Origin of the sequence: Micromonospora sp. DT31, assembly GCF_049841795.1 — a bacterium.
Taxonomy (GTDB): domain Bacteria; phylum Actinomycetota; class Actinomycetes; order Mycobacteriales; family Micromonosporaceae; genus Micromonospora.
In genome coordinates this window covers 307367-332191 of record NZ_JBNCKZ010000004.1, presented here as the reverse complement: position 1 = coordinate 332191, position 24825 = coordinate 307367, and the positions used below count along the sequence as shown (strand labels likewise).

Annotated in this window: 23 protein-coding genes and 2 tRNA genes; 12 read left to right on the top strand and 13 right to left on the bottom strand. The window is 72.4% G+C overall.

Annotated features, from left to right (window positions below; all coding sequences use genetic code 11):
- Window positions 1–2 precede the first annotated feature (2 nt).
- The 4 genes from ACLQ2X_RS10040 to ACLQ2X_RS10025 all read right to left on the bottom strand — a co-directional run bounded on the left by ACLQ2X_RS10040 (window position 3) and on the right by ACLQ2X_RS10025 (window position 4614).
- Window positions 3–76 (bottom strand) — tRNA-Met (locus ACLQ2X_RS10040).
- A gap of 178 nt (window positions 77–254) precedes the next feature.
- Window positions 255–328, bottom strand: a tRNA-Met gene (locus ACLQ2X_RS10035).
- 156 nt (window positions 329–484) lie between these two features.
- Window positions 485–3472, bottom strand: coding sequence for a UPF0182 family protein (locus tag ACLQ2X_RS10030; RefSeq protein ID WP_425680691.1), 2988 nt, complete (start codon window positions 3470–3472; stop codon window positions 485–487).
- Between the two features lie 128 nt (window positions 3473–3600).
- A complete protein-coding gene (locus tag ACLQ2X_RS10025) occupies window positions 3601–4614 on the bottom strand; it encodes a YlbL family protein (protein ID WP_425680690.1) in 1014 nt (337 codons plus the stop codon).
- A 115-nt stretch (window positions 4615–4729) separates the two neighbouring features.
- On the opposite strand from ACLQ2X_RS10025, the gene ACLQ2X_RS10020 reads away from it, so the two are divergent.
- Window positions 4730–6001 carry a zinc-dependent metalloprotease gene (locus tag ACLQ2X_RS10020; protein ID WP_425680689.1) on the top strand — a complete coding sequence of 424 codons (1272 nt, stop codon included), beginning with the start codon at window positions 4730–4732 and terminating at the stop codon, window positions 5999–6001.
- A gap of 95 nt (window positions 6002–6096) precedes the next feature.
- Here the strand turns inward: ACLQ2X_RS10020 and ACLQ2X_RS10015 are convergent, their stop codons facing one another.
- Together ACLQ2X_RS10015 and ACLQ2X_RS10010 are read right to left on the bottom strand one after the other, a co-directional pair.
- Window positions 6097–6756: a hypothetical protein gene (locus ACLQ2X_RS10015; RefSeq protein ID WP_425680688.1), complete on the bottom strand. Its 660-nt coding sequence runs from the start codon at window positions 6754–6756 to the stop codon at window positions 6097–6099.
- A gap of 89 nt (window positions 6757–6845) precedes the next feature.
- Window positions 6846–7364 carry a M48 family metallopeptidase gene (locus ACLQ2X_RS10010; RefSeq protein WP_425680687.1) on the bottom strand — a complete coding sequence of 173 codons (519 nt, stop codon included), beginning with the start codon at window positions 7362–7364 and terminating at the stop codon, window positions 6846–6848.
- 469 nt (window positions 7365–7833) lie between these two features.
- On the opposite strand from ACLQ2X_RS10010, the gene ACLQ2X_RS10005 reads away from it, so the two are divergent.
- From ACLQ2X_RS10005 to ACLQ2X_RS09995, 3 genes are all read left to right on the top strand, one after another.
- Window positions 7834–8001: a DUF5679 domain-containing protein gene (locus tag ACLQ2X_RS10005; RefSeq protein WP_007464795.1), complete on the top strand. Its 168-nt coding sequence runs from the start codon at window positions 7834–7836 to the stop codon at window positions 7999–8001.
- Between the two features lie 177 nt (window positions 8002–8178).
- Window positions 8179–9291, top strand: a complete 1113-nt coding sequence (locus tag ACLQ2X_RS10000) for a hypothetical protein (protein ID WP_425680686.1) — start codon at window positions 8179–8181, stop codon at window positions 9289–9291.
- Window positions 9292–9301: 10 nt separating this feature from the next.
- Window positions 9302–10636 (top strand): ABC1 kinase family protein, encoded by a 1335-nt coding sequence (locus ACLQ2X_RS09995; protein ID WP_425680685.1) that lies wholly within the window; start codon window positions 9302–9304, stop codon window positions 10634–10636.
- Between the two features lie 299 nt (window positions 10637–10935).
- On the opposite strand, the gene ACLQ2X_RS09990 is transcribed toward ACLQ2X_RS09995, so the two are convergent.
- The 3 genes from ACLQ2X_RS09990 to ACLQ2X_RS09980 all read right to left on the bottom strand — a co-directional run bounded on the left by ACLQ2X_RS09990 (window position 10936) and on the right by ACLQ2X_RS09980 (window position 14010).
- A complete protein-coding gene (locus tag ACLQ2X_RS09990; RefSeq protein ID WP_425680684.1) occupies window positions 10936–11301 on the bottom strand; it encodes a WhiB family transcriptional regulator in 366 nt (121 codons plus the stop codon).
- A 132-nt stretch (window positions 11302–11433) separates the two neighbouring features.
- The gene (locus ACLQ2X_RS09985) at window positions 11434–11688 is read right to left on the bottom strand and encodes a hypothetical protein (RefSeq protein WP_425680683.1); all 255 of its coding nucleotides are present in this window, start codon (window positions 11686–11688) and stop codon (window positions 11434–11436) included.
- Between the two features lie 147 nt (window positions 11689–11835).
- Window positions 11836–14010 (bottom strand): ATP-dependent DNA helicase UvrD2, encoded by a 2175-nt coding sequence (locus tag ACLQ2X_RS09980; protein ID WP_425680682.1) that lies wholly within the window; start codon window positions 14008–14010, stop codon window positions 11836–11838.
- Between the two features lie 91 nt (window positions 14011–14101).
- On the opposite strand from ACLQ2X_RS09980, the gene ACLQ2X_RS09975 reads away from it, so the two are divergent.
- Window positions 14102–14344, top strand: coding sequence for a mycoredoxin (locus ACLQ2X_RS09975; protein ID WP_354871623.1), 243 nt, complete (start codon window positions 14102–14104; stop codon window positions 14342–14344).
- 56 nt (window positions 14345–14400) lie between these two features.
- Here ACLQ2X_RS09975 and ACLQ2X_RS09970 read toward each other — a convergent pair whose 3' ends face one another.
- Complete coding sequence (locus ACLQ2X_RS09970) at window positions 14401–15654, bottom strand: MFS transporter (protein ID WP_425680681.1); 1254 nt, start codon at window positions 15652–15654, stop codon at window positions 14401–14403.
- 187 nt (window positions 15655–15841) lie between these two features.
- Here ACLQ2X_RS09970 and ACLQ2X_RS09965 point away from each other — a divergent pair, with 187 nt between their 5' ends.
- The 3 genes from ACLQ2X_RS09965 (at window position 15842) to ACLQ2X_RS09955 (ending at window position 17604) form a co-directional block, all read left to right on the top strand.
- Window positions 15842–16819: a helix-turn-helix domain-containing protein gene (locus ACLQ2X_RS09965; protein WP_425680680.1), complete on the top strand. Its 978-nt coding sequence runs from the start codon at window positions 15842–15844 to the stop codon at window positions 16817–16819.
- Window positions 16820–16891: 72 nt separating this feature from the next.
- The gene (locus ACLQ2X_RS09960) at window positions 16892–17131 is read left to right on the top strand and encodes a DUF397 domain-containing protein (RefSeq protein ID WP_425680679.1); all 240 of its coding nucleotides are present in this window, start codon (window positions 16892–16894) and stop codon (window positions 17129–17131) included.
- A 200-nt stretch (window positions 17132–17331) separates the two neighbouring features.
- On the top strand, window positions 17332–17604 hold the full coding sequence (locus ACLQ2X_RS09955) for a hypothetical protein (RefSeq protein ID WP_425680678.1): 273 nt from the start codon (window positions 17332–17334) through the stop codon (window positions 17602–17604).
- A gap of 129 nt (window positions 17605–17733) precedes the next feature.
- Here the strand turns inward: ACLQ2X_RS09955 and nudC are convergent, their stop codons facing one another.
- Genes nudC through ACLQ2X_RS09940 form a run of 3 tightly spaced genes read right to left on the bottom strand, consistent with a single transcriptional unit; the run spans window position 17734 to window position 21307 of the window.
- Window positions 17734–18681, bottom strand: coding sequence for an NAD(+) diphosphatase (gene nudC, locus ACLQ2X_RS09950; protein WP_425680677.1), 948 nt, complete (start codon window positions 18679–18681; stop codon window positions 17734–17736).
- A complete protein-coding gene (locus ACLQ2X_RS09945; protein ID WP_425680676.1) occupies window positions 18678–20000 on the bottom strand; it encodes a M16 family metallopeptidase in 1323 nt (440 codons plus the stop codon). Before ACLQ2X_RS09945 ends, nudC begins: the two co-directional genes overlap by 4 nt.
- On the bottom strand, window positions 19997–21307 hold the full coding sequence (locus ACLQ2X_RS09940) for a M16 family metallopeptidase (protein WP_425680675.1): 1311 nt from the start codon (window positions 21305–21307) through the stop codon (window positions 19997–19999). Before ACLQ2X_RS09940 ends, ACLQ2X_RS09945 begins: the two co-directional genes overlap by 4 nt.
- A gap of 229 nt (window positions 21308–21536) precedes the next feature.
- Between ACLQ2X_RS09940 and ACLQ2X_RS09935 the strand changes: the two genes are divergently transcribed.
- From ACLQ2X_RS09935 to ACLQ2X_RS09920, 4 genes are read left to right on the top strand one after another with little or no spacing between them, the layout of a single operon-like run.
- The gene (locus ACLQ2X_RS09935; RefSeq protein WP_425680674.1) at window positions 21537–22595 is read left to right on the top strand and encodes an ABC transporter substrate-binding protein; all 1059 of its coding nucleotides are present in this window, start codon (window positions 21537–21539) and stop codon (window positions 22593–22595) included.
- Entirely contained in the window at window positions 22592–23371 is a 780-nt protein-coding gene (locus ACLQ2X_RS09930; protein ID WP_425680673.1) for an ABC transporter ATP-binding protein, read from the top strand. The genes ACLQ2X_RS09935 and ACLQ2X_RS09930 overlap by 4 nt, the downstream gene beginning before the upstream one ends.
- Window positions 23361–24245, top strand: coding sequence for an ABC transporter permease (locus tag ACLQ2X_RS09925; protein ID WP_425680672.1), 885 nt, complete (start codon window positions 23361–23363; stop codon window positions 24243–24245). The genes ACLQ2X_RS09930 and ACLQ2X_RS09925 overlap by 11 nt, the downstream gene beginning before the upstream one ends.
- Window positions 24246–24249: 4 nt before the next feature.
- The gene (locus ACLQ2X_RS09920; RefSeq protein WP_425680671.1) at window positions 24250–24693 is read left to right on the top strand and encodes an RrF2 family transcriptional regulator; all 444 of its coding nucleotides are present in this window, start codon (window positions 24250–24252) and stop codon (window positions 24691–24693) included.
- Window positions 24694–24825 lie beyond the last annotated feature (132 nt).

Below are 24825 nucleotides of genomic sequence, written 5' to 3'. Positions count from 1 at the left end.
AGTAGCGGGGACAGGATTTGAACCTGCGACCTCTGGGTTATGAGCCCAGCGAGCTACCGAGCTGCTCCACCCCGCGTCGGTATGTACAGCCTATCGCATGCCCACGGGGAAGATCAGGCGGGTACCGGATTCCGCACCGCCGCCTCCCGGCGCCCCCGGCGCGGGCCGCACAGCGCGGGGCCGACCCGCACGGCGAACCGGGCCCGGAACGGCGGAAGGGCCCCGGAACGAACTCCGGGGCCTTTCCGCACGAGTAGCGGGGACAGGATTTGAACCTGCGACCTCTGGGTTATGAGCCCAGCGAGCTACCGAGCTGCTCCACCCCGCGTCGGCTCGGTAACCGTAGCGCACCGACCCGGGGAGGCGCAAAACGGCCCCGGTCCAGCACCGCGGCGGAGCGCCCCGATCGCCCGGAACGCGACGAGCCCGCGATCCGGATGACCGTTTCGGTCCCGGACCACGGGCTCGTGGCGTCAGCTCGGCGTCAGCCGCCCGGCGTCGGCGCCGGCGAGGTCGGTGCGGGTGGCGAGACACTGCCCGACGGGGCCGGGGTGGCCGAGCCGTTCGCTCCCGCCTGGGCGCGCTGGAAGCGGGCCATCGCCTCGTCCAGCGCCTTCAGCGCCCGCCCGTACCGCTCGAAGTCACCGGACGCCTGCGCGGCCTTGACCTCGGCGATGGCGCTCTGCACCTGGCCGGCCGCCTGGGCCAGTTCGCCGGTCATCGGCGGCGGCGTGTTGGTGTTGCCCCCGGACGGCGGCGGGTTCTCGGTGTCGTCGCTGCTCGGCGGCGGAGTGCCGGTCTGCGCCCGCTTGCCCTGCTCGACGAGTTGCTTGATGCCGTCGCTGATGTTGTTGGCGAGCACCACGTACGAGCCGCCGTCACCGTAGGAGAGCAGCACCTTCTGCAACAGCGGGTACGCGTCCTGGCTGCTGCTCTTCACATAGACCGGCTCGACGTAGAGCATGCCGTCGGCGAACGGCAGGGACAGCAGGTTGCCGTACTGCACCTGGGCCTGGTTGGAGGAGAGCAGGTTCAGCTGTTGCCGGATGTCACCGTTGTTCGTCATCTGCTGGTGCACCTGGGTCGGCCCGGAGATCCGGGTCTGGTCCGGCAGCTCCAGCACCTCCAGTTGGGGCTTGCCCTCCACGTACGAACCGGAGACCAGCGCCGCGAGGTTCTGCCGCCCGTTCGGGGTGACCGCGGAGGTCAGCTGGAAGCGTGGCCCCTGCTGCCCGGGGAACTGGGTGTACAGGTAGTAGGGCGGCTGCTTCTGCCCGCTGTCCGGCGCGTCCGGCACGTTAGGCACCTGCCAGAAGTCCTGGCCGGAGTAGAAGTCGCCGGGGTCGGTGACGTGGAACTTGGTCAGCAGGTTGCGCTGCACCTTGAACATGTCCGCCGGGTAGCGGAAGTGCGCCCCCAGCTCCGCCGGGATGTCGCCCTTGGGCAGCACCAGGTCGCCGCCGAACGCCTTGTTCCACGCCTTGAGCACCGGGTCGGTGTCGTCGTACGAGTAGAGCTTCACCGTGCCGTCGTACGCGTCGACGGTGGCCTTCACCGAGTTGCGGATGTAGTTGACGTTCTCCCGGGCGAGCTGGAACGTGCCCCGGCCGGTCAGCTCGTCGGCGGTCTCCGCCTGGAGGTTGACCCGCTCGGCGTACGGGTAGGTCGCCGCCGTGGTGTAGCCATCGACGACCCACAGCACGCGGCCGTTGACCACCGCCGGGTACGGGTCGCCGTCGAGGGTGAGGAACGGCGCGACCTTCTCCACCCGGTCACGCGGGTTGCGCACGTAGAGCAGCTTCGAGTTCTCGTTGACCGCCTCGGAGAGCAGGAAGTTCGGCTCCTGCTCCTTGATCGAGTAGAGCAGGCGGCGGGGGAACGAGCCGATCTTGACGCCGCCCTCGCCGGTGTAGGTGTAGTACTGCTCGCCACCGGTGGAGGTGGGCCTGTCGAATTCGACGTTGCGGTCGCCGTTCTGCCCGACGATCGCGTAGTCCCCCGGCTCCATCCGCTCGCCGTAGTAGATCCGCGGCTGCTGGGCCGGGATCTCCTCGGTCGGCGAGGAGCACGCCTCCTGCGCCTTCTCGCCCAGGAAGCCGGAGACGAAGTACGGCTGACCACCGCAGACCACCTGGTTGGCCGGGGCGGCGACCAGGCCGTAGCCGTGCGTGTAGACCGTGTGCCGGTTGATCCAGTTGCTCTGCTGGTCGGTCAGCTCGCCGTAGTTGATCTCACGGACGCCCACCACGTAGTCGGAGGTCTTGTTCTCCAGCGTGTACCTGTCGATGTCCAGCTTCGAACCGAAGTCGTAGAAACCACGCACCTGCTGGAGCTGCGTGTACGTCTCGGACACCAGTTGCGGGTCGAGCAGCCGGATGTTCGACACCACGGAGGTGTCGGTGGCCAGGCTCGCCGGTGGCACGAGGTTGCTCGCCGCGTACGGCGTGGTCTTCGTGTCGTTGAGGCCGAACGCGGTGCGGGTGGCCTCGATGCTGCGCTGGATGTACGGCGCCTCCTTGTCCCGGGCGCTCGGCTTGACCTCGAACGTCTGCACCGCCCACGGGTAGATGCCGCCGATCGCCACCGCGGAGACGCCGAGCAGGGCCAGCGAGATGCCCGGCCAGACCAGGTTCCGCATGACGGCGTTGGAGAACACGATGATCGCGATCGCCACCACGATGGAGATCCAGGCGAGGATCTCCTTCGCCGGCAGCAGCGCGTTCACGTCGGCGTAGCCGGCGCCGTAGAGCTTGGCGCTGTCGTTGTACTCCAGCAGCATGGCGCGCCGGTCCAACACGTACGCGACGGCCTTGAGCAGCACGAACACGGCGACCAGCGAGCTGAGGTGGGCCCGCGCGGAGTTGGTCATCCGGTCGCCGACGCCCTGCAGCCGCACCCCGCCGAAGATGTAGTGCACGGCGAGCGCGCCGAGCAGGGCCAGCACCACGGCGGTGAAGCCGATGCCCAGCAGGTAGCGCCAGAACGGGAGCTGGAAGACGTAGAACCCGACGTCGATGCCGAACTCGGGGTCCTTCACGCCGAAGTCGCCGCCGTTGCGGAACAGCAGCCACTGGCTCCACCGGCTCTGCGCGGAGAGGCCGGCGAAGAGCCCGACGACGACGCTGACCAACGCGATCCAGCTGCCGAGCCGCGGGCTCAGCAGCATCCGGTAGCGCTCCAGCGTGGCCTGCTCCGCCGAGTGCGGGCGCATCCGGGGTCGCAGCCGGTAGGCCAGCCACAGGTTGCCGGCGAGGATCAGCGCCACGCCGACGCCGATCACCAGGAACAGCAGCAGGCGGGTGGTGAGCACGCCGGTGAAGACCTGGGTGTAGCTGACCTCGTCGAACCAGAGCCAGTCCGTCCAGGCGTTGACCCCCCAGCCGAGCAGGGTGAACAGGACGAACACCCCGACCAGGACACCAATGGTGACGCGCCCGCGTCGGCTCATCCTCGGCAAGGGACTGCTACGCATGACCACTGTTGGCTCCGCACGCTCGATGTGATCGGCTCCGACCAGGCACCAAGAGTACGGGGTCCTCCTGAGCAGGCCGGGTCAAGGTCACGTCACGATCCGCACGCGACCACCGGGGCCGGCGCAGTTCAGCAACGCGTCGGTTGTCCCCCGGCGCGCAGCGTCTCCAGCGCCGTCAATGCGTCGTCGAGCGTCGCCACCCGCAGCAGCGGCAGGTCCGGTTGCGGGTTGCGCACCGCCTCGACGCAGTTGTCGGCGGGCACCAGGAAGACCTTCGCGCCGGCTTCCTTCGCGCCGACCAGCTTCTGCGCGATGCCGCCGATCGGCCCGACGCGCCCCTCGTCGTCGATGGTGCCGGTACCGGCGATGATCTTCCCGCCGGTCAGGTCGGCCGGCTCCAGCTTGTCGATGATGCCGAGCGTGAACATCAGCCCGGCGCTCGGCCCGCCGATGTCACCCAGGTCGATCTTCAGCGTGAACGGGTGCGGCTGCTGCTGGTCGATCTCGACGCCGATGCGTGGCCGGCCGTCCTGCTCCCGGCTGGTCACCGTGGCGGTGCCCGGGACGCCGTCGCGGGTGTAGCCGATCTTCAACGCGGTGCCGGCCGGCTTGGTCCGGATCAGCTCGGTCAGCCTGGCCGCGCTCGTCACAGGCGTGCCGTCGACCGTGGTGACCACGTCGTCCGGTTCCAGCAGACCGACCGACGGGCCGCCCGCGGTGACCGCCTTGACCAGCACCCGGATCGGGTAGCCCAGCTCCCGCAGGGCCGCCGTCTCGGCGCTGGTCTGCGAGTTCTGGAAGTCCTCCGCGTTGCGCTTCTCGACCTCCTCCCGCGACTCGCCCGGCGGGTAGACCAGTTCCCGCGGGACCACCGCCTCGTCGGGGGAGAACCAGCCGGCCAACGCCGACCGGAGCCGCACGGTGGGCTGCACCCCGACCGTGGTGAGTCGGAGCTGCCCGGCGGAGGTGGACGTCGCCCGCCCGGTGACCTGGATGATCTCCTTGCCGTCCGCGGAGCCGAGCGTGTTCACGGTCGGACCGGGCCCGAGCACCACGTACGGCAGGGGGACACTCAGCACGCCGACGCTGAGCAGGGCGGTGAGCAGTGCACCGAGCAGGACGGTCACGCCACGACGTCTCATGCGCCAGAGCGTACCGATCCGACTCCCGCCGTCCGGCGCGGTGACCGGCGGACTTCGCCCTCAGCGCAACGCCGAGTGACCCGACCTGCGGCGCGCTCCGCGTACCGTAGACGTCGTGCCTGATATTCCGTTCGGCTTCGCGCTCCCGGGTGGTCAACCACCGGACCCCAACGATCCCGCGCAGATGCAGCAGTTCATGTCGCAGTTGCAGCACCTGTTGTCCGCGCCGGGCAGCGGACCGGTCAACTGGGACCTCGCCCGGCAGGTCGCCGCCAGCCAGCTCGCCGCCGCGGGCGACCCGGCGGTCTCGCCGTTCGAGCGCAACGCGGTCGAGGACGCGCTGCGCATCGCCGACCTGTGGCTGGAACCGGCGACCTCGTGGCCCTCCGGCATCCGCACCTCGGTCGCCTGGAACCGCAACGAGTGGATCTTCAAGACGCTTGACGTGTGGCGCAAGCTCTGCGACCCGGTGGCCAGCCGCATGGTCGGCGCGATGGGCGACCTGGTGCCCCCGGAGGCCCGCGCCCAGCTCGGCCCGATGCAGTCGATGGTCGCCACGCTCGGCGGCGCGCTCTTCGGCGGCCAGCTCGGCCAGGCGCTCGGCTCACTCGCCGCCGAGGTGCTCTCCGCCGGTGACATCGGCCTGCCGCTCGGCCCCGCCGGCACCGCGGCGCTCGTCCCCGCCAACATCAGGGCGTACGGCGAGGGCCTGGAGCTGCCCGAGGACGAGGTACGCCTCTACGTGGCCCTGCGCGAGGCCGCCCACCAGCGGCTGTTCCAGCACGTGCCGTGGCTGCGCGGGCACGTGCTGACGGCGGTGGAGAACTACGCCGCCGGCATCCGGGTCAACCGGGAGGCGATCGAGGAGGCGATGGGCCGGGTCGACCCGACCGACCCGGAGTCGATGCAGGCGATCGCGCTGGAGGGCATCTTCACACCGGAGGACACCCCCGCGCAGAAGGCGTCGCTGGCCCGGCTGGAAACGGTGCTCGCCCTGGTCGAGGGCTGGGTGTGCCACGTCGTCGACAGCGCCGCCGGTGACCGCCTGCCCAATGTCGTGAGCCTCGGCGAGGCGTTCCGCCGCCGCCGGGCGGCCGGCGGACCGGCGGAGCAGACGTTCGCCGCGCTCGTCGGCCTCGAACTGCGGCCCCGCCGGCTGCGGGAGGCCACCGTGTTGTGGGCGGCGCTGACCGAGCACCGCGGCATCGCCGGCCGGGACGCGGTGTGGGGCCACCCCGACCTGCTGCCGTCCGACGACGACTTCGCCGCACCGGAGGCGTTCGCCGCGACCAGCACCGACCTGGACGACGAGCTGGCCAACTTCGACTTCACCGCGCCGGGCGCCCCGGAGGAACCGACGCCGGGCGAGGACGACGACAAGCGCTGACGCCGCACGGGACGGGCCGGCACGGACATGTCCGTGCCGGCCCGTCGCGTTCCACCCGGTGCTCGGGGGCCGGGCGGCGCCGCCCGCGTCGCCGGTCAGCCGGGGCGGCCGGACAACAACGCCCGGGTGGCCTCCCAGCCCTCGACGGCCGGGTCGAGCGTGCGCAGGTCGGCCGGGCCGCGGAGCCGGTGCCAGCCGGCGGTGACCGCGACGTCCCCGGGGTGCGGCGCCGCCGCACGCACCTGCGCCGGGGTGGTGGTGTCGAGGTCCAGCGCCGGCAGCCACCGCGGTGCGGGCAGCCGCGCCGCCACCCCCAGCAGTCCGCTTCCGCCGCCCTCCACCGGCGCCACCGCCACCGGCCGGCTGGACAGCGGCCGGAGCAGCTTGCCGAGCGTCAACCCGGGTACGTCCGGCGCGTCGGCGGCCACCACGGCCGCCTGGTCGTAGCCGGGGATCTGGTCGTCACCGGTCGCCGCGCCGGGTCCGACCGACGCCGGACCGGGTCGGGACAGCGCCGCGAACACCGCGTCGGGTGTCGGCACGGGCACCTCCCACACGGTCGTGCCGGGCCAGACCACCGCGTCGGCCAGCCACCGGTCGGCGGGCGTCACCGCCACCGCGGTCTCCACCTCGTTCAACATGGCGAGCAGGTCGACCACGTCCTCGGCGAGGGCGGTGCGCCAGCGTGCCGGCTCGACCCCCGGCGGGGACCACGTCACCGGGCCGAGCAACGCCACCACCACACGTCGAGACATCCACCGACCCTAACGCCGACCGGCGCCGCCCCCACCCGCGCACCAGCCGCCTCGCCCGTCGAGATCGTGGGCTCCGGGGACGGGCGGAGTCAGGGCAGCGCGGTGGCGGCGACGCCCTCCAGGTAGCCGCGGGCCCGCTCGGACTTCGGGTAGCGGGCGACCAGGGCCCAGAACTGCGCGTTGTGGCTGGGAACGATCAGGTGCGTCAACTCGTGCAGGAGCACGTAGTCGATCACCCAGTCGGGCATGTCCTGGATCCGGTGGGAGATCCGGATGGTGCGGTCCGCCGGCGTGCAGGAACCCCATCTGCCGTTCTGGTTGGTGACCCAGCGGACGCTCGCCGGCACCGCCTTCGACCTGTGGTCGGCCAGGTAGAGGTCGATCAGTCGGACCGCGCGGGCGAGCAGTTCGGTGTCCGAGCGGGCGAACCGGCCCTCCCGGGCGGCGAGCCGGGCGAGCATCCGGTCGACCCACTCGCTCTCCTCGGCCCGGGAGAACTGGTCGGGGATCAGCACGACGACGCGCTCCCCGTCCCGGTACGCGGACACCGTGCGCCGCCGACGCGGGCTGCGCCGCACCTCGACGACGGGCTTCCGCGTCACGGTCATTACCGGTCCGCGCAGCCTCGGTTGACTGTCACGAAGGAAAGCTAATGCGTACTGACCAGGACTCCGCAAGAGTCAACACGACAACACGCGCCCGGAAAATGACGGTTGGTCGTCAGGAGTCCAGAAAATTTCTTTGCGGCGGAAGTTGACCATCACCTCGGGGCCCGCGCTCACGTTAAGTGATCTACAGGAGTCACCGTCGGCGGGGTGCGCGAAGCGGGGACGGGCGCATTTACCCGGCGTGTCCGCGCGAAACTGACTTATCTGACGTTACTCGGCATGCACACTCGACGTCGACTTGCTCACAGAGTCGGCGTGCATCTGACATGGAACCGCCCAGACCTGGGTAGGGTCCGCCAACCACGGTCAGGTGACTGACCGCGGAGAACACCCCTGGCGTCGGAGCCATGCGTGCTCCGCCGCCGGACACCCGCCGGACACCTCCGGCGGACGAGACGAGGAGGCTACCGTGGCCGACCAGGCCCAGACCTACAACGGTTACTGCGTGAAGTGCAAGGAGAAGCGGGACTTCGAGGGGCACGTGGAGGTCTCGAAGACCGGCATGAACATGGCCAAGGGCAAGTGCCCGGTATGCGGCACAACAGTGAACCGCATCCTGGGCAAGGCCAAGGTCTGACCGTCCCGCTTCGGTCGGGGAGGGTGGCGCTCGGACCGCCCTCCCCTGTCGGGCAGGCGACACAGTTACCGGCCGGTTGTGGAAAACCGGCCGGAAGTTGTGGACAGGGCTGGGTACGACCCATCGCACCTGTGGACAACGAGCGATGCGGAGCGCGGGAACGCCACCATCGGTGGCGTGACCGACCCGACGCCGCTCGTCCGACCGACCCTGCTGCCCGGCCTGACCCGGCTCTGGCGCGACCGGCACACGCTCCAACTCGGCGTGCAGCCCGGCCGCGCGGTGCTGCTGGAGATGTCCTCCCCGGGCACCGCCCACCTGCTCGACCTGCTCGACGGCACCCGCAGCGAGCGCGCGGTGCTGACCGCGGCCACCGCCGCCCGGGTGCCGCGCCAGGAGGCCCGCGCCCTGCTCGACTCGCTGCGGGACGCCGGCCTGGTGGTGCCGGCACAGACCCTGCTCCCCCGCGACCTCGCCGGGGCGGTCCGCGCCAGGCTGGTGCCGGAGGCCACCGCCCTGGCCCTGGCCACACCCGACCTGCCCGGCACCCCGGCCCGGCTGTTGCGTCGCCGCCGGGCCGCCCGGGTGCTGGTCACCGGCACGGGGCAGCTCGGTGCCGCGCTCGCCGTCGCGCTGGCCCACGGCGGGGTCGGGCACGTCGTACCGGATCTGGTCGGCCCGGTCCGCGCCGGTGACCTGGTCGGTACCGGTCTGACCGCGGCCGAGTTGGGCCGGCCCCTGGCCCCGGCCGTACGCGCCGCGCTGGACCGCTGCGCACCGGGCACGGCCAGCGGCCCGCTGCGGGCTGCCCGCCCCGACCTGGTGGTACGCCTCGGCGTCGACCGCCCGGCCGACCTCCTCGCCACCGGCTACGCCCGCCGCCGGCAGGCCCACCTGTTGCTCGACCTGCGCGGCGGCGTCCCGGTGGTCGGCCCGATGGTCCGCCCGCCCGCCGGCCCCTGCGTGCGCTGCCTCGACCTGCACCGCGGCGACCGCGACCCGGACTGGCCGGCACTGGCCGCCCAGCTCGCGGTCGATCACGGCGAGCGGGCCTGCGCGGCCACCACCCGACTCGCGGCGACCGCCCTCGCGGCGGCCGAGGTCCTGACCCAGCTCGACGGCGGCGAACCGGAGACGCTCGGCTACACGGTCGAGGTCCACGGACCGGGTGCCATGCGCCGCCGCCGGTGGTCGCCACACCCCTCGTGCGCCTGCACCGGGCGTCGCCCGATCCGGTCGGCGCGGCCTCCTACTGCCCGCACGGCAGCAGCGGACGCCCCGAGTCGGTAACAATGGCCGGGTGACCGACATCCCGCGCCGGGCCGTGTCCCGCACCGCCAAACTCGCCGCCCTGCCGCTCGGGTTCGCCGGTAGAACCGTCCTCGGCATGGGCAAGCGGGTCACCGGCCTCGCGTCCGACGTCATCTCCGCCGAGATCCAGCAGCGCACCGCCGAGCAGTTGTTCAGCGTCCTCGGGCAGCTCAAGGGCGGGGCGATGAAGTTCGGCCAGGCCCTGTCGGTGTTCGAGGCGGCGCTGCCCGAGGAGGTGGCCGCCCCCTACCGGCAGGCGCTCACCAAGCTTCAGGAGGCCGCTCCGCCGCTGCCCGCGGCCACCGTGCACAAGGTGCTCGCCGAGCAGCTCGGGCCGGACTGGCGCGACCGGTTCGTGGAGTTCGACGACACCCCGGCCGCCGCGGCCAGCATCGGCCAGGTGCACCGGGCGGTCTGGCGCGACCCCGGCCCGGACGGTGGCTCCCGGGACGTCGCGGTGAAGATCCAGTACCCGGGCGCCGGGGACGCCCTGCTGGCCGACCTCAAGCAGCTGTCCCGGCTCAGCGGCATGTTCCGGGCGATCCAGCCGGGGTTGGACGTGAAGCCGCTCCTGGCCGAGCTGCGCGAGCGGATCGCCGAGGAGTTGGACTACGAGTTGGAGGCCGAGTCGCAGCGCACGTTCGCCGCCGCGTACGCCGACGACCCGGACATCTTCATCCCGGAGGTGCTCGACGCCGCCCCCCGGGTGCTCATCACCGAATGGGTGGAGGGCATCCCGCTGTCCCAGATCGTCCGGGAGGGCACCGACGAGCAGCGCAACGAGGCCGGGCGGCTGATGGCCGAGCTGCACCTCTCCGCGCCGGAGCGGGCCGGCCTGCTGCACGCCGACCCGCACCCGGGCAACTTCCGGCTGCTGCCCGACGGCCGGCTCGGTGTGATCGACTTCGGTGCGGTGGCCCGGATGCCGGAGGGCACGCCCGAGCCGATCGGGCGGATCGCGGCGCTGGCGTTGCGCGGGGACGCCGACGCGGTGGTGGAGGGGCTGCGCGCGGAGGGTTTCGTCAGCCCCACCGAGCCGATCGACGCCGCCGCGGTGCTCGACTTCCTCCGCCCGATGCTGGATCCGATCGCGGCCGACGAGTTCCGCTTCTCCCGGGCCTGGCTGCGCGGCGAGGCGACGCGGCTGGCCAGCCCTCGCTCCCCCGCGTACCAGCTCAGTCGGCAGCTCAACCTGCCGCCGTCGTACCTGATGATCCACCGGGTGACGCTGGGTTCGATCGGGGTGCTGTGCCAGTTGGAGGCGAAGGCGCCCTACCGGTCGATCCTGGAACGCTGGCTGCCCGGCTTCGCGCCGGTGGCGTGAGCACGGACGAAGGGGCGGTGACCATCCGGTCACCGCCCCTTCGTCAGGTTGTCGTCCTACAGCACGCCCAGGTCGCGGGCCGACTGGCTGCGGCCACGCATGGCGACGGTACGGGCGGAACGGGTTGCCTCAGTGCTCGTGGTGGTGCGACCGGCCTGAGGCCGGCGCATTCGGGCCCTCGACAACGCTTCGTGGAGTAGTTGCATCTCGAATCCGTTCGACAGGTTCAGCATCGGTTTCTCTCTCGGTTCGGCCGGTGGAGGGACACCGGCTTCGGTTGGTCGTGGAACGTAGGTGTGTCAGGCTGCCAGCCGGACGGCGCCACGTGACTCGGACAGCCCACTGGCCGCCAGTCGCGCCTCCGCCTCGACCCGGAGCTGCGCGTCCCGGGCGAGGTCCTCCTTGCGCGGACGGCCACGGGGCCGCTTGCGCGGGACGACCGCGCCACGCTCGAAGATCTCGCCGCCCCAGACGCCCCAGGGCTCGGCCCGGTCCACCGCCCCGGCCAGGCACTCGACGCGCAGCGGGCAGTCCCCGCAGAGCGACTTGGCCAGCTCGAGCTCGGTGGGCGAGTCGGAGAACCACAGGTCGGGGTCGAACTTCCGGCAGGGCAGGTTCGCCTCCACGTCGACGCTCACGTCGAGGGGGGCCAACGCCAGACTCATCCTCCGGTCACCTCTCTCTCACTTCGATCTCGTGGATCGCATTCCGACGTACTTCGGCAGGGCAAAAAACTGAGGCCGCGGATCCCGGTGTACGGGTTCCGCGGCCTCGAGGTGAGCCGGTGGTCTGATGGATCAGACCGGTCTACCTCGAGGTGGAACACCGCGGACATCGCTGCGCTTCTTGGCGCCGGCAATGTCCATGCCCGTGAAGCCACTGGTCCCTTCGACTCCGGTGAGCGGCGCGACGGACCGGTTCAGCTCGGCCTGAACCAAGACCTGGTGCACCTGCGGAGCCGACGGTCGAGCGGCAAGGGCCACCCGGACAGCCGACAGCGGAGCGCAGGCAGCTGGCATTGCCGCCGGACGCTCATAAGTGAAGATCTTCACGGGTGCCACCTCCCTGACTTTCCTTGTGCCGACCATGGACTCATCCCCTTTGAGCAGCCAGAACGGCGCTGCTCGCGAGGTGTGTCCTGAGGCTATTCCTCGCCTGCGGGCGAGGGCAAACGATTTAAGTGCCAGATTAAAAGTTTTCTACGAGCAGACGTCGTCCACCGTGGCACCGGCCACCAACGCGAGCACCGTATCCCCGTAAAGGCCCACTTTTCGGGGCCCGATCCCGGCGATGGCGACCAGATCCTCGGTGCGACCCGGCCTCCGCTCGGCCAAGGCGGTAAGCGTGGCGTCGGTGAAGACCACGTACGCCGGCACCTTCTGCGCGCCGGCGACCCGCTGCCGCCACTCCCGCAGCCGCTCGTACAACTCCTCGTCCAGATCCGACGGACAGCTCGGGCACCGGCCCAGCTTCCGGTCCGCGCCGGCCAGCAGCGTCGCGCCGCAGATCCGGCACGACGCCACCTGGGGCCGGCGCCGCTCGACCCGCCGCGCCGGCCCGCCGCCGGCCCGCTCGCCACCGCCGGACCGGTCGAGCTGGGGCAGGAAGCGGGAGGGACGCCGGGCGCGGCCGCCGGGGGAACGCGCCGCCGCGTACGACAGCCAGAGCCACTGCCGGGCCCGGGTGATCCCGACGTAGAGCAGCCGCCGCTCCTCCTCCACCTGCTCGGGCGTCTTCGCGTACGTGGTGGGCAGCGTGCCCTCGGCCAGCCCGACCAGGAACACCGCGTCCCACTCCAGTCCCTTCGCCGAGTGCAGCGACGCCAGCGTCACGCCCTCCACGGTGGGCGCGTGCTGCTGGGCGGCCCGCCGGGCCAGTTCCTCGGTGAACTCGACCAGGCCCGGCTGCCCGGGACCGACCGCCGCCTCGTCGATCGGCTCCGGCCGGGCCGGCCCGTCGTCGACCACCCCTGCGGCGCTGCCCGACGGCGTGGCCGCGTACTCCTCGGCGAGCTGGACCAGCGCGGCGAGGGCCTCCCAGCGCTCGCGGGCGGCACCGCCCGCCGGGGGCGCGTCGGGTGCCCAGCCGACCGCGGCCAGCCCTTCGACCACGGCGACCGGCAGCGGTGTCCCTCCGGGGACGGACCGGGTCGCCGCCCGCAGCGCGATCATCGCCTGGCGCACCTCGGGCCGGTCGAAGAACCGCTCCGCGCCCTGGAGGACGTACGGCACCTCGGCCTCGGAGAGCGCCTTCTCGTACGCCTCGGACTGCGCGTTGGTGCGGAACAGCACCGCGATCTCCCGGGCCGGGGTGCCGGCGGCCACCAGCGCCCGGCAGCGGGCCGCGACCGCGTTCGCCTCGGCCGGCTCGTCGGTGAAGATCCGCAGTTCCGGTTCCGGGCCGGGTGGGCGCTGGCCGTGCAACTCCAGCCGCAGCCGCGCCTCGGCCCCCCGGGCCTGGGAGATCACCGCGTTGGCCAGCCCGACCACCTGCGGGGTGGAGCGGTAGTCGCGGACCAGCCGGACCACCGTCGCGCCCCGGTGCTGGCGCGGGAAGTCGACCAGGTAGGCCGAGGTGGCCCCGGTGAACGAGTAGATGGTCTGGCTGGCGTCGCCGACCACGGTGAGGTCGTCGCGCCCGCCGAGCCAGGCGTCCAGCAGCCGCTGCTGCAGCGGGTTGACGTCCTGGTACTCGTCGACGACGAGGTGCCGGTACTGGTTGCGCACCTGCTCGGCGACGTCCGGGTGCTCCTCGATGCCCCAGACGGCGGCGCGCAGCATGTCCTCGAAGTCGATCACGCCGTTGCCGCGTTTGAGGCGCTCGTACGCGGAGAACACCTCGGCCACCCGCGCCGGCTCGTACGGCGTGTCGCGCAGCGCCTTGGCCGCCGCCACCGCGTACTCCCCCGGCTCGACCAGGGAGGACTTGGCCCACTCGATCTCGGCGGCGAGGTCCCGGGCGGCGGCCCGGTCGGTGCGCAGGCCGACCTTGGCCGCGGCGAGCGTGACCACCCGCACCTTGCTGTCCAGCAGTTCCGGCATGGCCCGCCCGGCCAGCAGCCGGGGCGCGAAGTAGCGGACCTGGCGCAGTGCCGCGGCGTGGAACGTGCGCGCCTGCACCCCGGGCACCCCGAGCGTGGTGAGCCGGGCCCGCATCTCGGCCGCCGCCCGCGCGGTGAACGTGACGGCCAGCACGTGCCGGGCGGCGATGTCGCCGGTCAGGGCGCGGTAGGCGATCCGCGAGGTCACCGCCCGGGTCTTCCCGGTCCCCGCGCCGGCCAGGATGCACACCGGGCCGGCCGGCGCGGTCACCGCGGCCCGCTGGTCCGGGTCGAGGCCGGCCAACACCCGGTGCGCCGCTGAGTGAACCCCCACGACAGGGAATCATCCCAGCACCCGGTGATGTTGCAGCGGTTAGCCTGGCCTGATCGGACCGGGCGCGAGTCACCCCCTTGGAGGCCTGACCATGTTGACGATGTATTCCACCCCGTGGTGCGGCTACTGCCACCGGCTGAAGTCGCAACTCGACCGGGAGGGCATCGCGTACGAGGTGGTCGACATCGAGCAGGACCCGGCCGCGGCGGACTTCGTGATGGGTGTCAACGGCGGCAACCAGACGGTGCCGACCCTGCGCTTCGCCGACGGCAGCGCCCTGACCAACCCGTCGATCACCCAGGTCAAGCAGCACCTCGCCGCGTTGCCCGGCTGACCTGCCCTGACACCCCGATCGGCCGCACCTGCTCCCGCGGGTGCGGCCGATCGTCGTCAGGGCCCGCCACGGCGGCGGGCGGCGGCGAGCACCTCGCCGTCGACCGGCCGGCGCGGGGTCGGCACGCGCACCGGCCCGGTGAGCCCGCGCCCCTGCCACAGGTAGATGCCGGCGGCGGTGGTGACGATCCCCACCAGGGTGAACAGCAGCCGGTAGTCGAACACGCCGACGAGCAGCGCGCCGGTGCCGATGGACAACGCCTGTGGCCCGCTGACCAGCGCCTCCGAGGCGGCGGTGACCCGGCCCAGCAGGGCCGGCGGCGTGCGCCGCTGCACAAGCGTGTTCAACCCCACCATGGTCAACGGCAGGGAGACGCCGGCCAGCAGCAGCGCGGCCACCCCGAGCCAGAGCCCGGGGTACGCCAGCGCCAGCGCGGCCGGTCCGAAGAACGTGACGCCGGCGGCCAGCGCGCCGACCTCGCCGAGCCGGCGGACGGCGGTGGCCGAGAACAGGCCGCCGACCAGGCCGCCGACGCCCTGCACCATGACCAGCACGCCGACGAACGCGGCGTCGCGGCGCAGACCCAGGTCGACGTACGCGAAGATGAGCGACTCGGTGAAGCCCATCACCAGCGAGCCGAGCCCGTACCCGAGCAGCGCCCGGCGCAGCGCCGGCTCGCCGGCCAGGTGGCGCAGCCCGGCGTCCATCTCGGTCGGGCCGCGGCGCCCGGCCGACGGCGGCGGGTCCTCCCGCACCCGGAGCCGGCCCACCACCGCGGCGGCGGTCAGGAAGCCGGTCATGGCCAGGGCGACGAGCAGCCAGCCACCGACGGCGGCGTAGACCCCGGCCCCGGCGAGCGGTCCGATCAGCCGCAGTCCCTGCCGGACGGTCTGCAGCACCCCGTTGGCGTCGGCCAGCAGGTCGGCCGGCACCAGGTGCCGGATCAGTCCGTTCAGCACGGCGGCCAGGGTGATGTAGGACAGCCCGTAGAGCGCCGCGACCACGTAGATCACCCAGACGTCCGCCCGGTCACGCACGGTGAGCAGCGGGCCGAGCAGGACGGCCGCGACCAGGTTCGCGGCGATGAAGAAGGGCCGCCGGCGGTAGCGGTCGACCACCCACCCGACCAGCGGGGCGAGCGCCATCGGGGCGACCACCGCGAAGATGGTGGCCCCGGCCATGCGGTCCGAACCGGTCAGGTCCTTGACCCAGACGGCCAGGGCGAGCAGCAGGACCGACTCGGCCGCCATGCTCGCCACCAGTGCGGCGAACAGGAGGCGGAAGTCGGGGCGGCGCAGGACGGTGCGCATCGGTTTCCTCCAGCCGGTCAGGTCGCGACGGGCGCCGGTGACGACGCTCCTCAGTCCTGTTTTTGTCTGGTGACACGCCCCTTGCCGGAACCTCCGACGCCGGTCGCGCCGTCCATACTGACCGTGCGGGACGAATTTCATACAGTTACCGTCGCGTCCCGCGACGGTCGACGGGAAAGAGGACACCGTGCCTCCTGCCGTACCAGGCCCGATCCTGCGGCGCCGTCGGCTCGGCATCGAGCTGCGCCGACTTCGCGAACAGGCCGGTCTCACCGGTGACCAGGTCATCGAGCGGATCGGCTGGGCCTCCGCGTCCAAGTTGTCCCGACTGGAGAACGGCCGCAGCCGGCCCGACCCGGACGACGTCGACGTCCTGCTGACGCTCTACGACGCCGACGACGAGCAACGCGCGGAGCTGACCGCGATCACCCATGAGGCCGGCGACATGCGCGGCTGGCTGCGCAACTTCCCGGTGATGACCCAGCAGCAACGCGCGTTCGCCGAGCTGGAGGCCGGCTGCGCGGAGATCTCCGAGTACAACCCGGTGCTGGTGCCGGGGCTGTTGCAGACGCCCGGGTACGCCCGGCACCGGATCCTGTCCGCGGCCCAGGTGGCCGCCGAGGCCGGCGACCCGGACGGTGAGGACCCGGAGACCGAGGTACGCGCGCGGCAGTCGCGCCAGTCGCTGCTGACCCGCTCCGACGCGCCCCGCTACACGGTCGTGCTGGAGGAGGCCGCGTTGGGCCGGCGGGCCGGCCCGCCGGAGGTGCTTCACGAGCAGCTCGTCCACCTGTGCGAGCTGGCCCTGTTGCCGAACGTGACGCCACGTCTGCTGCTGCGCGACACCCCGGTCGGGGACTGGTACCTCCCGCCGACCGCGTTCTCGGTCTACCGGTTCGTCGACCCGCTCGATCCGGAGACGTTGGCGATCGAAGGTGGGTTCACCGACGTCATGTCGACCGACCTGAACACCCTAAACCGCTATAAAGTGGTATTCGAGTGGCTATGCTCGTCGGCACTCTCCGCATCGGACACCCTTTCCTGGTTGATCGAGGCGACGGGACGGCTGACCGGCACGGCAGTCGAGTCCACCGCGGCGTACGGGCCGGCAACGGCGCCGACCCAGCGCCGCCAGGGCTCGGGGCGCCTCACGACGGAACGATGACCTCCACGGGCACCGGTTCCCGGCTCCGGCGTCACTCGTTCCCATCGGAGCACCTCACCAGGAGCAAGCACCATGAACGAGAACCGCACCAGCACGACAGGCCGCGCCGGGCACCTCTCCGGCGCCGCGTGGCGCAAGAGCACCCGCAGCCAGACCTCCAACTGCGTCGAGGTCGCCCCGTTGCACGCCGGGCCGACCGGCGTGGCGCTGCGCGACAGCAAGGACCCGAGCGGCCCGGTGCTGCTGTTCGACCGGGCCGGTTGGCTCGGTTTCCTCGCCGGAGCGAAGACCGGCCGGTTCGACCACGCCTGAACCACCGGCACCCCGGGGCCGTCGGCGCGACGCCGGCGGCCCCTCCCGTGTCCACCCCCGACAACGGTGCCGACCTGGGGTCATCCGATCGGTCGGAGCGGCGCGTTTCACTTGCTGAGACGACGCACGCGCGTAACATGACGCACGAGTGACGTGGAAGTTCCAGCGTGTAGCCGTCCGCTCTCCCCCCGGGGGACACCATGCGGTTCCTGATCGTGCGCACCGAAATCCGTACCGCCGCCGACGCCGACATCGCCGCCGCCTGGGCGGGCGGACGCCGCCTGCGCGACGAGACGAACGCCCCCGAGTGCCGCCGTCAGGTCGTCCACGCCGAGGACCGCGACGCCGCGTTGCTGCTCGCCCGCGCCCTGGCCGCCGTCGGCGCGGTACGCACCGGCCGCCACCGCGTCAAGGTGCTGCCCGTCGAGGCGTCCGCCCCCGGCCACCCGGGACGGCGGATGACCCCACGGTGACGTCCGTCGTGGCCGGAGCGGCTCCCCCGCCGTGCTCCACGCCTCACCCGGCCACGACGGCCCGTGTTCCCGGCCCGTGACCGCCGCGGCAACGACGGTCCGGGCCGGGGCCGCGTTCGAACCCGCCGCTCAGCAGTGCCCGTCGAGCCAGCGGTGCACCAGGAACAGCGCGATCGACGACGGCGGCGGCAGCACCAACCGCTCACCCCCGCCCACCGGCACCGGCTCGTCGGCCAGCGCCGCGCCGATCTCCCGGCGGGTGAACCAACGCGCGTGCGCGATCTCGGCCAGGTCGACCCGGATCGGCGCGTCCGGGTCGGCCCGGGCGAGGAAACCCAGCATCAGCGAGCCGGGGAACGGCCAGGACTGGCTGCCGGCGTACGCGACGCCGGCGACCTCGACGCCGACCTCCTCGCGGACCTCGCGCAGCACCGCGCCCTCGGCCGACTCGCCCGGTTCGACGTAGCCGGCCAGGCAGGAGTAACGGCGCTGCCCGGGCGTCCGCGGCCAGGCCGCGTTGTTGCCCAGCAGGCAGCGGCCGTCCGGACCGTCCACCCCGTCGTGCACGAGCACGATCATGGCCGGGTCGGTACGCGGCCACACCCGGCCACCGGCCGGGTCGATGCGGGACCAGCCGGCCTCGTCGGTCCGGGTCGGCTGGCCGCTCGTCGACGAGTACCCGTGCCGCAGATGCCAGTTGAGCAGCGCCAGCGCGGTGGTGAAGAGGCCGGCGTCCCGATCGGTCAACAGGTGACCGACGTCGCGCAGGTGGACCGGGCGGGCGTCGGGCAGCGTCGGAAGCGGGCCGTCCACCGCGAAGGCGGGTACGCCGTCCGGCTCCACGCCGAGGAACATGGGCACCGACCGGGGCACCTCGGACAGGTCACCGGGGCCGACGAGAACCAGTTCCAGCGGTGCGGTGGCACCACGGGCCAGGGCGCGCCCCTCGGCGGCCGAGTCCAGCACCAGCACCCGGGCCCGCTCCCAGGCCTCGGCGAGCCAGGCCGGGTCGGTACGCCGGTGGGCGGCCCGGTCGAGCGTGGCCCGGGCGAGCGGCGGTGCCGCCTCACCGCTCACGCGGACTCCGTACGCACCGGGGTCAGCGTGGCGAGGGAGTCGGCGATCCGCTCGGCGTCGCCGAGCACCACGGTGACCGCCCCCGCCGGGGCCAGGTAACGCGCCGCCACCTCGGCGACGTCGTCCACGGTGGCGGCGGCGAGCCGGGCGGCATGCTCGGCGAGGAAGTCCAGCCGCAGCCCGCTGCCGGCGTACGCGCTGGTCAGTGACGCCAGCCCGGCCTGGGTGGACATGCCGAGCTGGAGGGTGCCGAGCGCGTACTGGCGGGCCTGCTCCAACTCGTCCGGCTTCGGCGCGACGGTGGCCAGCCGACCCAACTCGTAAGTCGTCTCCAGCAGCGCCGGCGCGGTCACCTCGGTCGCCACGTCGGCACCGGCGATCAGCAGCGAACCGGCCACCGAGTGCTCGACCATCGAGTGCGACCCGTACGTGTAGCCCTTGTCCTCGCGGATGTTCTCCACCCAGCGGGAGGAGAAGTAGCCACCGAAGATCAGGTTGGCCAGTTGCAGCGCGGCGTGGTCCGGGTGGGTGCGGGGCACGGCGGGCAGCGCGAGGCGTACCGAGGACTGCACCGAGCCGGGCCGGTCGACGAGCACCAGCGGCCCCGGTTCCAGCGGCGGCGCGGGCGGCAACTCGGCGACGTGGCCGGCACCCCGCCAGCCGCCCAGCGCCCGCTCGGCCGCGTCCAGCGCCCGCTCCGGCGCCACGTCACCGACGAGCACCAGCACCGCGCCGAGCGGGTGCACCCGCTCGGCGTGCAGCCGGCGCAACCCGGCCGGCCGGACCGCCCGGACCTGCTCCGGGTCGGGCGTCTGCACCGCGTACGGGTGGCGGCCGTACACCCGCTTGAGCAGTGCGGTGCGGGCCAGATGGGCGGGCTGGCTCTGGGCGACCTGGATCCGGTCGACGAGCCGGTCCCGTTCGGTCTGCACCCAGTCGGCCGGGTAGGTGGCGCCGGTGAGCACCTCGGCGAGCAGGTCCAGCATCCGGTCCAGCCCGGTGACCAGGCCCGCGCCGGAGAGCATCAACCGGTCCGGGTCGACCCCGGCGGCGAGTCCGCCACCGACCTTCTGCAACTCGGCGGCGATCTCGGTGGCGCTGTACGCCTCGGTCCCGGCCAGTACGGTCTCCGCCAGCATCGCGCCGCGGGCCAGGTGGGTGCGCCCGAACGGCATCCACAGCCGAAGCTCGAACAGCGGTACGGCGGGGCGGCGCACCACGATCACGGTGAGGCCGTTGCCGAGTGTGCGTTCGGCCTGCTTGGGCACCTTGAGCCGGCGGTTGGGTCCGAGTGCCGGCAGCGGTCGGGGGGTCGTCATCGGGCACCTCCGGCGATGACCTCGACGGATGCGCGGCGCTCCGGCCGCAGGGTGGCGGCGGCGGCACGGACCTGGTCCTCGGTCACCGCGCCGACCAGCCGGGGCAACTCGTTGAGCAGTCCCGGTTCGCCGCGTTGCTGCTCCAGCACGGCCATCCGTAACGCCCGGCCGAGCGCCGCGTCGGTCTCGCGCAGCAGGTGGGTGGCCATCCGCGCCTGGGTACGCGCCAACTCGCCCTCGGTCAGCCCGTCGGTGGCCAGCCGGTCCAGTTCCTCGTCGATGGTGCGCAGCACCCGGTCGGCGTCCCCGCCGGGCGGAAGGTGCGCCTGGAGCAGCAGCGCGGTGGGGTCGCGGGCGTCGAACGGGTCGCCCATGAAGCCGAGGTAGCCGCCGAGGCCGGTGACCGAGCGGTCCCGCTGGACCAGCCGTTCGACGAGCCGGGAGGCGTCGCCGTCGGTGAGCACCTCGGCCAGCACCACGTAGGGCAGGTAGCCGTCGAAGTCGCGGATCGGGTCGGGCACGCGCCAGGCGCCGGCCACGGCCGGCAGCGGGGCGAGCGCGTCGGTGTACGTGCCGCGTCGCTCGCTGGTCAGGTCCGGTTCGGCGAAGTCGGGTCGTTCGGGGGCGGGCCGGGCCGGCACGTCACCGAAGTGCCGCTCGACGAGCGTGGTCGCCTCGGCCACGTCGATGTCCCCGCTGACCGCGAGCACCGCGTTGCCGCTGGCGTAGTAGTGACGGAAGAAGTCGGCGGCGTCGGCCACGGTGGCCGATTCCAGGTCGACGAAGGAGCCGTAGCCGTCGTGCGCGTTGGGGAAGGTGTCGAACATCACCGGCGGCAACGTCAGCCAGGGAAACCCGCCGTACGGCCGGTTCAGCACGTTGACCCGGATCTCCTCCTTGACCACGTCGACCTGGTTGCGCAGGTTCTCCTCGGTCAGCCGGGGGCCGCGCATCCGGTCGGCCTCCAGGAACAGCGCCCGTTCCAGGGCGTTGCTGGGCAGCGTCTCGTAGTAGTCGGTGTAGTCCAGGTGGGTGGAGCCGTTGAACGTGCCGCCGGCGCCCTGCACGTGCCGGAAGTGGGCGAGCTTCTCCAGGTTCTCCGAGCCCTGGAACATCAGGTGCTCGAAGAGGTGGGCGAAACCGGTACGGCCCTGCGGCTCGGAGCGGATGCCGACGTCGTAGACCACCGCCACCCCGATCACTGGGGCGCTGCGGTCGGGCGTGAGGACCACCCGTAGTCCGTTGTCGAGGACGAACCGCTCGACCGGGTACTTCGTCGCTGGAATCTTCGCTCTCCGCGTCGGCACGTGATCGACACTAGCGCTTCCGCACCGGCGGCACCCGGGGTGTGCGCCGGCCCACCGGACGGCGGTGCCGGCCGCCGGCCGACCGGCGGCCCTATCTCCACCGAACAGGTAGGAGTTGTCGAAAAAGCGCAGGCCGCGGATCCGGATGGCGGAACGGGGCTTGACGCCGCGCGACTCCTGCCCCACCCTTCCTACCAACTAAGTAGGAATACCGCGGATTGGACAATCGATGAGACGGCTTCCCCTGCGCCGCCTGGTCACCCTGGCGACCCTGGCCGCTGTCGGCGCGGCCACGCTCGGCACCACCGCCGCCTGCGGCGACGACAGCGACGCCGCCGACGGCGGCCCGGTCACCCTGCGCCTCGGCTACTTCCCGAACATCACGCACGCGCCGGCCGTGGTGGGCGTGGAGAAGGGGATCTTCAAGGAGAAGCTCGGCAGCGACGTCACGCTGGACACGAAGACGTTCAACGCCGGCCCGTCCGCCATCGAGGCGGTGTTCTCCGGCGCGATCGACGCCACGTACATCGGCCCGAACCCCACGGTGAACGCGTTCTCCAAGTCCAAGGGCGAGGCGGTCCGGGTGATCTCCGGCGCCGCGTCCGGTGGCGTCGCCCTGGTGGTCAAGCCCGACATCACCTCGGTGGACCAGTTGCGCGGCAAGAAGATCGCCACCCCGCAGCTGGGCAACACCCAGGACGTCGCGCTGCGCTTCTGGCTCAAGGAGAAGGGCCTGGAGACCACCAAGGAGGGCGGCGGCGACGTCAAGGTCGTGCCGCAGGAGAACGCGCAGACCATCGACACGTTCAACAGCGGCGCCATCGACGGCGCCTGGGTGCCCGAGCCGTTCGTCTCCCGGCTGGTCAACGCCGGCGGCAAGGTGCTCGTCGACGAGCGCGACCTCTGGCCGGACAAGAAGTTCGTCATCACCAACCTGCTGGTCAGCACCAAGTTCCTCAAGGCACACCCGGACGTGGTGAAGAAGCTGGTCGAGGGGCAGGTGGCGGCGAACGAGTTCGTCAACACCAAGCCGGACGACGCACAGCAGGCCATCGCCGACCACATCGGCAAGATCACCGGGAAGCCGCTGGACCTCAAGCTGATCAAGCAGGCCTGGCCCACGCTGGAGTTCACCAACGACCCGATCCCGTCCTCGCTGAAGACCGGCCTGGACCACGCGGTCGCGGTCGGGCTGACCCAGCCGGTCGACCTGAACGGCCTCTACGACCTGAAGTACCTCAACGAGGTGCTCAAGGCGCAGGGCAAGCCCGAGGTCAGCCAGCCGTGACGTCGACCACGACGACCCCGCGCAGCGCGACCGGCTCGGTCGCGCTGCGCGGCGTGACCAAGGTGTACGGCCAGGGCGAACAGGCCGTCCTGGCGTTGGACGGGTTGACGCTCGACGTCGCGCCCGGCGAGTTCGTCTGCCTCGTCGGCGCGTCCGGCTGCGGCAAGAGCACGCTGCTCAACCTGGTCGCCGGCCTGGACCGGGCCAGCGGCGGCACGATCGAACTGGGCGAGGGCGTCAACCCGGGGTTGATGTTCCAGGAACCGGCGCTGTTCCCCTGGCTGACCGTCGAGGGCAACGTCGAGGTGCCGCTGAAGCTGCGCGGCCTCCCCCGCGACCAGCGCAAGGACCGGGTCGCCGAGCTGCTGCGCACGGTGCACCTGTCCGAGTTCGGCCGCAAGCGCCCGCACCAGCTCTCCGGCGGCATGCGGCAGCGGGTGGCGCTGGCCCGCACGCTCGCCCTGGAAACCCCGGTGCTGCTGATGGACGAGCCGTTCGGGGCGCTCGACGCCATGACCCGGGACATCCTGCACGACGAGTTGGAGCGGATCTGGACCGAGCGCAAGCTCACCGTCCTGTTCGTCACGCACAACGTCCGCGAGGCGGCCAGGCTCGCCGACCGGATCGTGCTGCTCTCCAGCCGGCCCGGCCGGATCATCTACTCCACCGAGGTCGCCGTGCCGCGGCCCCGGCGGATCGACTCGCCGGAGGTCTCGGCCATCGCCGCCGAGGTCATCGACCGGCTGCGTACGGAGGTGGGCCGGCATGGCCAGTGACACCGTCACCGCGTCGGCGCGTACCGACGCGGAGATCTCCGGCCTGGACGCGCTGGAGGTCGCCGGCCGGGAGAAGGGCCCGTCGCGGCTGCGCCGCATCTGGTCGGCCACCTGGCCCAAGATCGCCGCGCTCGCGCTGACCGTGGCCATCTGGCAGGTGGTGGTGTGGAGCGGATGGAAGGACCCGTGGGCGCTGCCCGGCCCCGCGGTGGTCTTCGCCGACCTGGGCGACTACCTGGTCAGCGCGTCGCTCTGGGACGGTCTGGCCACCACCGCCCGCCGTGCGGTGGTCGGGTTCTCCGTCGCGGTGGCGGTCGGTCTGCTGCTCGGCCTGGCCGTGGCCCGGGTGAAGGTGCTGCGCGCCGCGCTCGGCTCGATGATCACCGCGTTGCAGACCATGCCGTCGATCGCCTGGTTCCCGCTGGCCATCCTGCTGTTCCAGCTCAGCGAGCAGGCGATCTTCTTCGTGGTGGTGCTCGGCGCCGCCCCGTCGGTCGCCAACGGTGTCATCCACGGCGTGGACTACGTGCCGCCGCTGCTGATCCGGGCCGGCCGCAACCTCGGCGCCCGCGGGCTGAACCTCTACCGGTACGTGATCGCGCCGGCCGCGCTGCCGGCCATCGTGGCCGGGCTCAAGCAGGGCTGGGCGTTCGCCTGGCGCAGCCTGATGGCCGGGGAGCTGCTCGTGGTCATCGCCACCCGCACCTCCATCGGCGCGCAGCTCACCTACGCCCGCGAGTTGAACGAGGCACCCCGGCTGATGGCCATCATGATCGTCATCCTGGTGGTCGGCCTGCTCGTCGACGCGGCGTTCGGGGCCGCGGACAAGGCGATCCGCCGCCGGTGGGGCGTACTGGACCAGGCTGGCAACTGACGCCGTGTACATCTCCGCGCGCGCGGACTACGCGCTCCGGGCCATGCTCGCCGTCGCCGACGCCGCCGGAGCCTCCGGCGACGGGGTGCTCGGGGGCGGCGAGCTGGTCAAGGCCGCGAGCCTGGCCGAGAGCCAGGACATTCCCCTGAGCTTCCTCCAGGGCATCCTGCTCGACCTGCGACGGGCCGGACTGCTGCACAGCCACCGGGGCACCGAGGGCGGGTACGCGTTGGCCCGACCACCGGACGAGACAAGCGTCGGCGACGTGCTGCGTGCCGTCGGCGGCGCGCTCACCAGCGTCCGAGGGCTGCCCGTGGACCGGACCGGCTACCACGGGGTGGCCACCGGCCTGCGGGACGTCTGGCTGGCGGTGGACGGGGCGATCGCGCTCGTGGTGGACCGGACCACGCTCGCGGACCTGCTGGCGGACCGGACGTCGGCGCCCTAGCCGAACCCCCGCCGGGGCCGGTGCGGGGCCGCGCTCCGCCCGGAGGTCGAGCGACACGGGGCGACCCGCCCGCACAGACGTGACCGGGAACGACATGACGGGCAGGCATCACCATGCCTGCCCGTCATACGG

Coding starts and splice junctions, on each gene's coding strand:
- ACLQ2X_RS09955 (WP_425680678.1), top strand. CDS start 17,332: ATGCGGTTCCTGATCGTGCGCACCGAAATCCGTACCGCCGCCGACGCC.
- ACLQ2X_RS09960 (WP_425680679.1), top strand. CDS start 16,892: ATGAACGAGAACCGCACCAGCACGACAGGCCGCGCCGGGCACCTCTCC.
- ACLQ2X_RS10030 (WP_425680691.1), bottom strand. CDS start 3,472: ATGCGTAGCAGTCCCTTGCCGAGGATGAGCCGACGCGGGCGCGTCACC.
- ACLQ2X_RS09945 (WP_425680676.1), bottom strand. CDS start 20,000: ATGACGACCCCCCGACCGCTGCCGGCACTCGGACCCAACCGCCGGCTC.
- ACLQ2X_RS09970 (WP_425680681.1), bottom strand. CDS start 15,654: ATGCGCACCGTCCTGCGCCGCCCCGACTTCCGCCTCCTGTTCGCCGCA.
- ACLQ2X_RS09975 (WP_354871623.1), top strand. CDS start 14,102: ATGTTGACGATGTATTCCACCCCGTGGTGCGGCTACTGCCACCGGCTG.
- ACLQ2X_RS09925 (WP_425680672.1), top strand. CDS start 23,361: ATGGCCAGTGACACCGTCACCGCGTCGGCGCGTACCGACGCGGAGATC.
- ACLQ2X_RS09990 (WP_425680684.1), bottom strand. CDS start 11,301: ATGAGTCTGGCGTTGGCCCCCCTCGACGTGAGCGTCGACGTGGAGGCG.
- ACLQ2X_RS09935 (WP_425680674.1), top strand. CDS start 21,537: ATGAGACGGCTTCCCCTGCGCCGCCTGGTCACCCTGGCGACCCTGGCC.
- ACLQ2X_RS10010 (WP_425680687.1), bottom strand. CDS start 7,364: ATGACCGTGACGCGGAAGCCCGTCGTCGAGGTGCGGCGCAGCCCGCGT.
- ACLQ2X_RS10025 (WP_425680690.1), bottom strand. CDS start 4,614: ATGAGACGTCGTGGCGTGACCGTCCTGCTCGGTGCACTGCTCACCGCC.
- ACLQ2X_RS10015 (WP_425680688.1), bottom strand. CDS start 6,756: ATGTCTCGACGTGTGGTGGTGGCGTTGCTCGGCCCGGTGACGTGGTCC.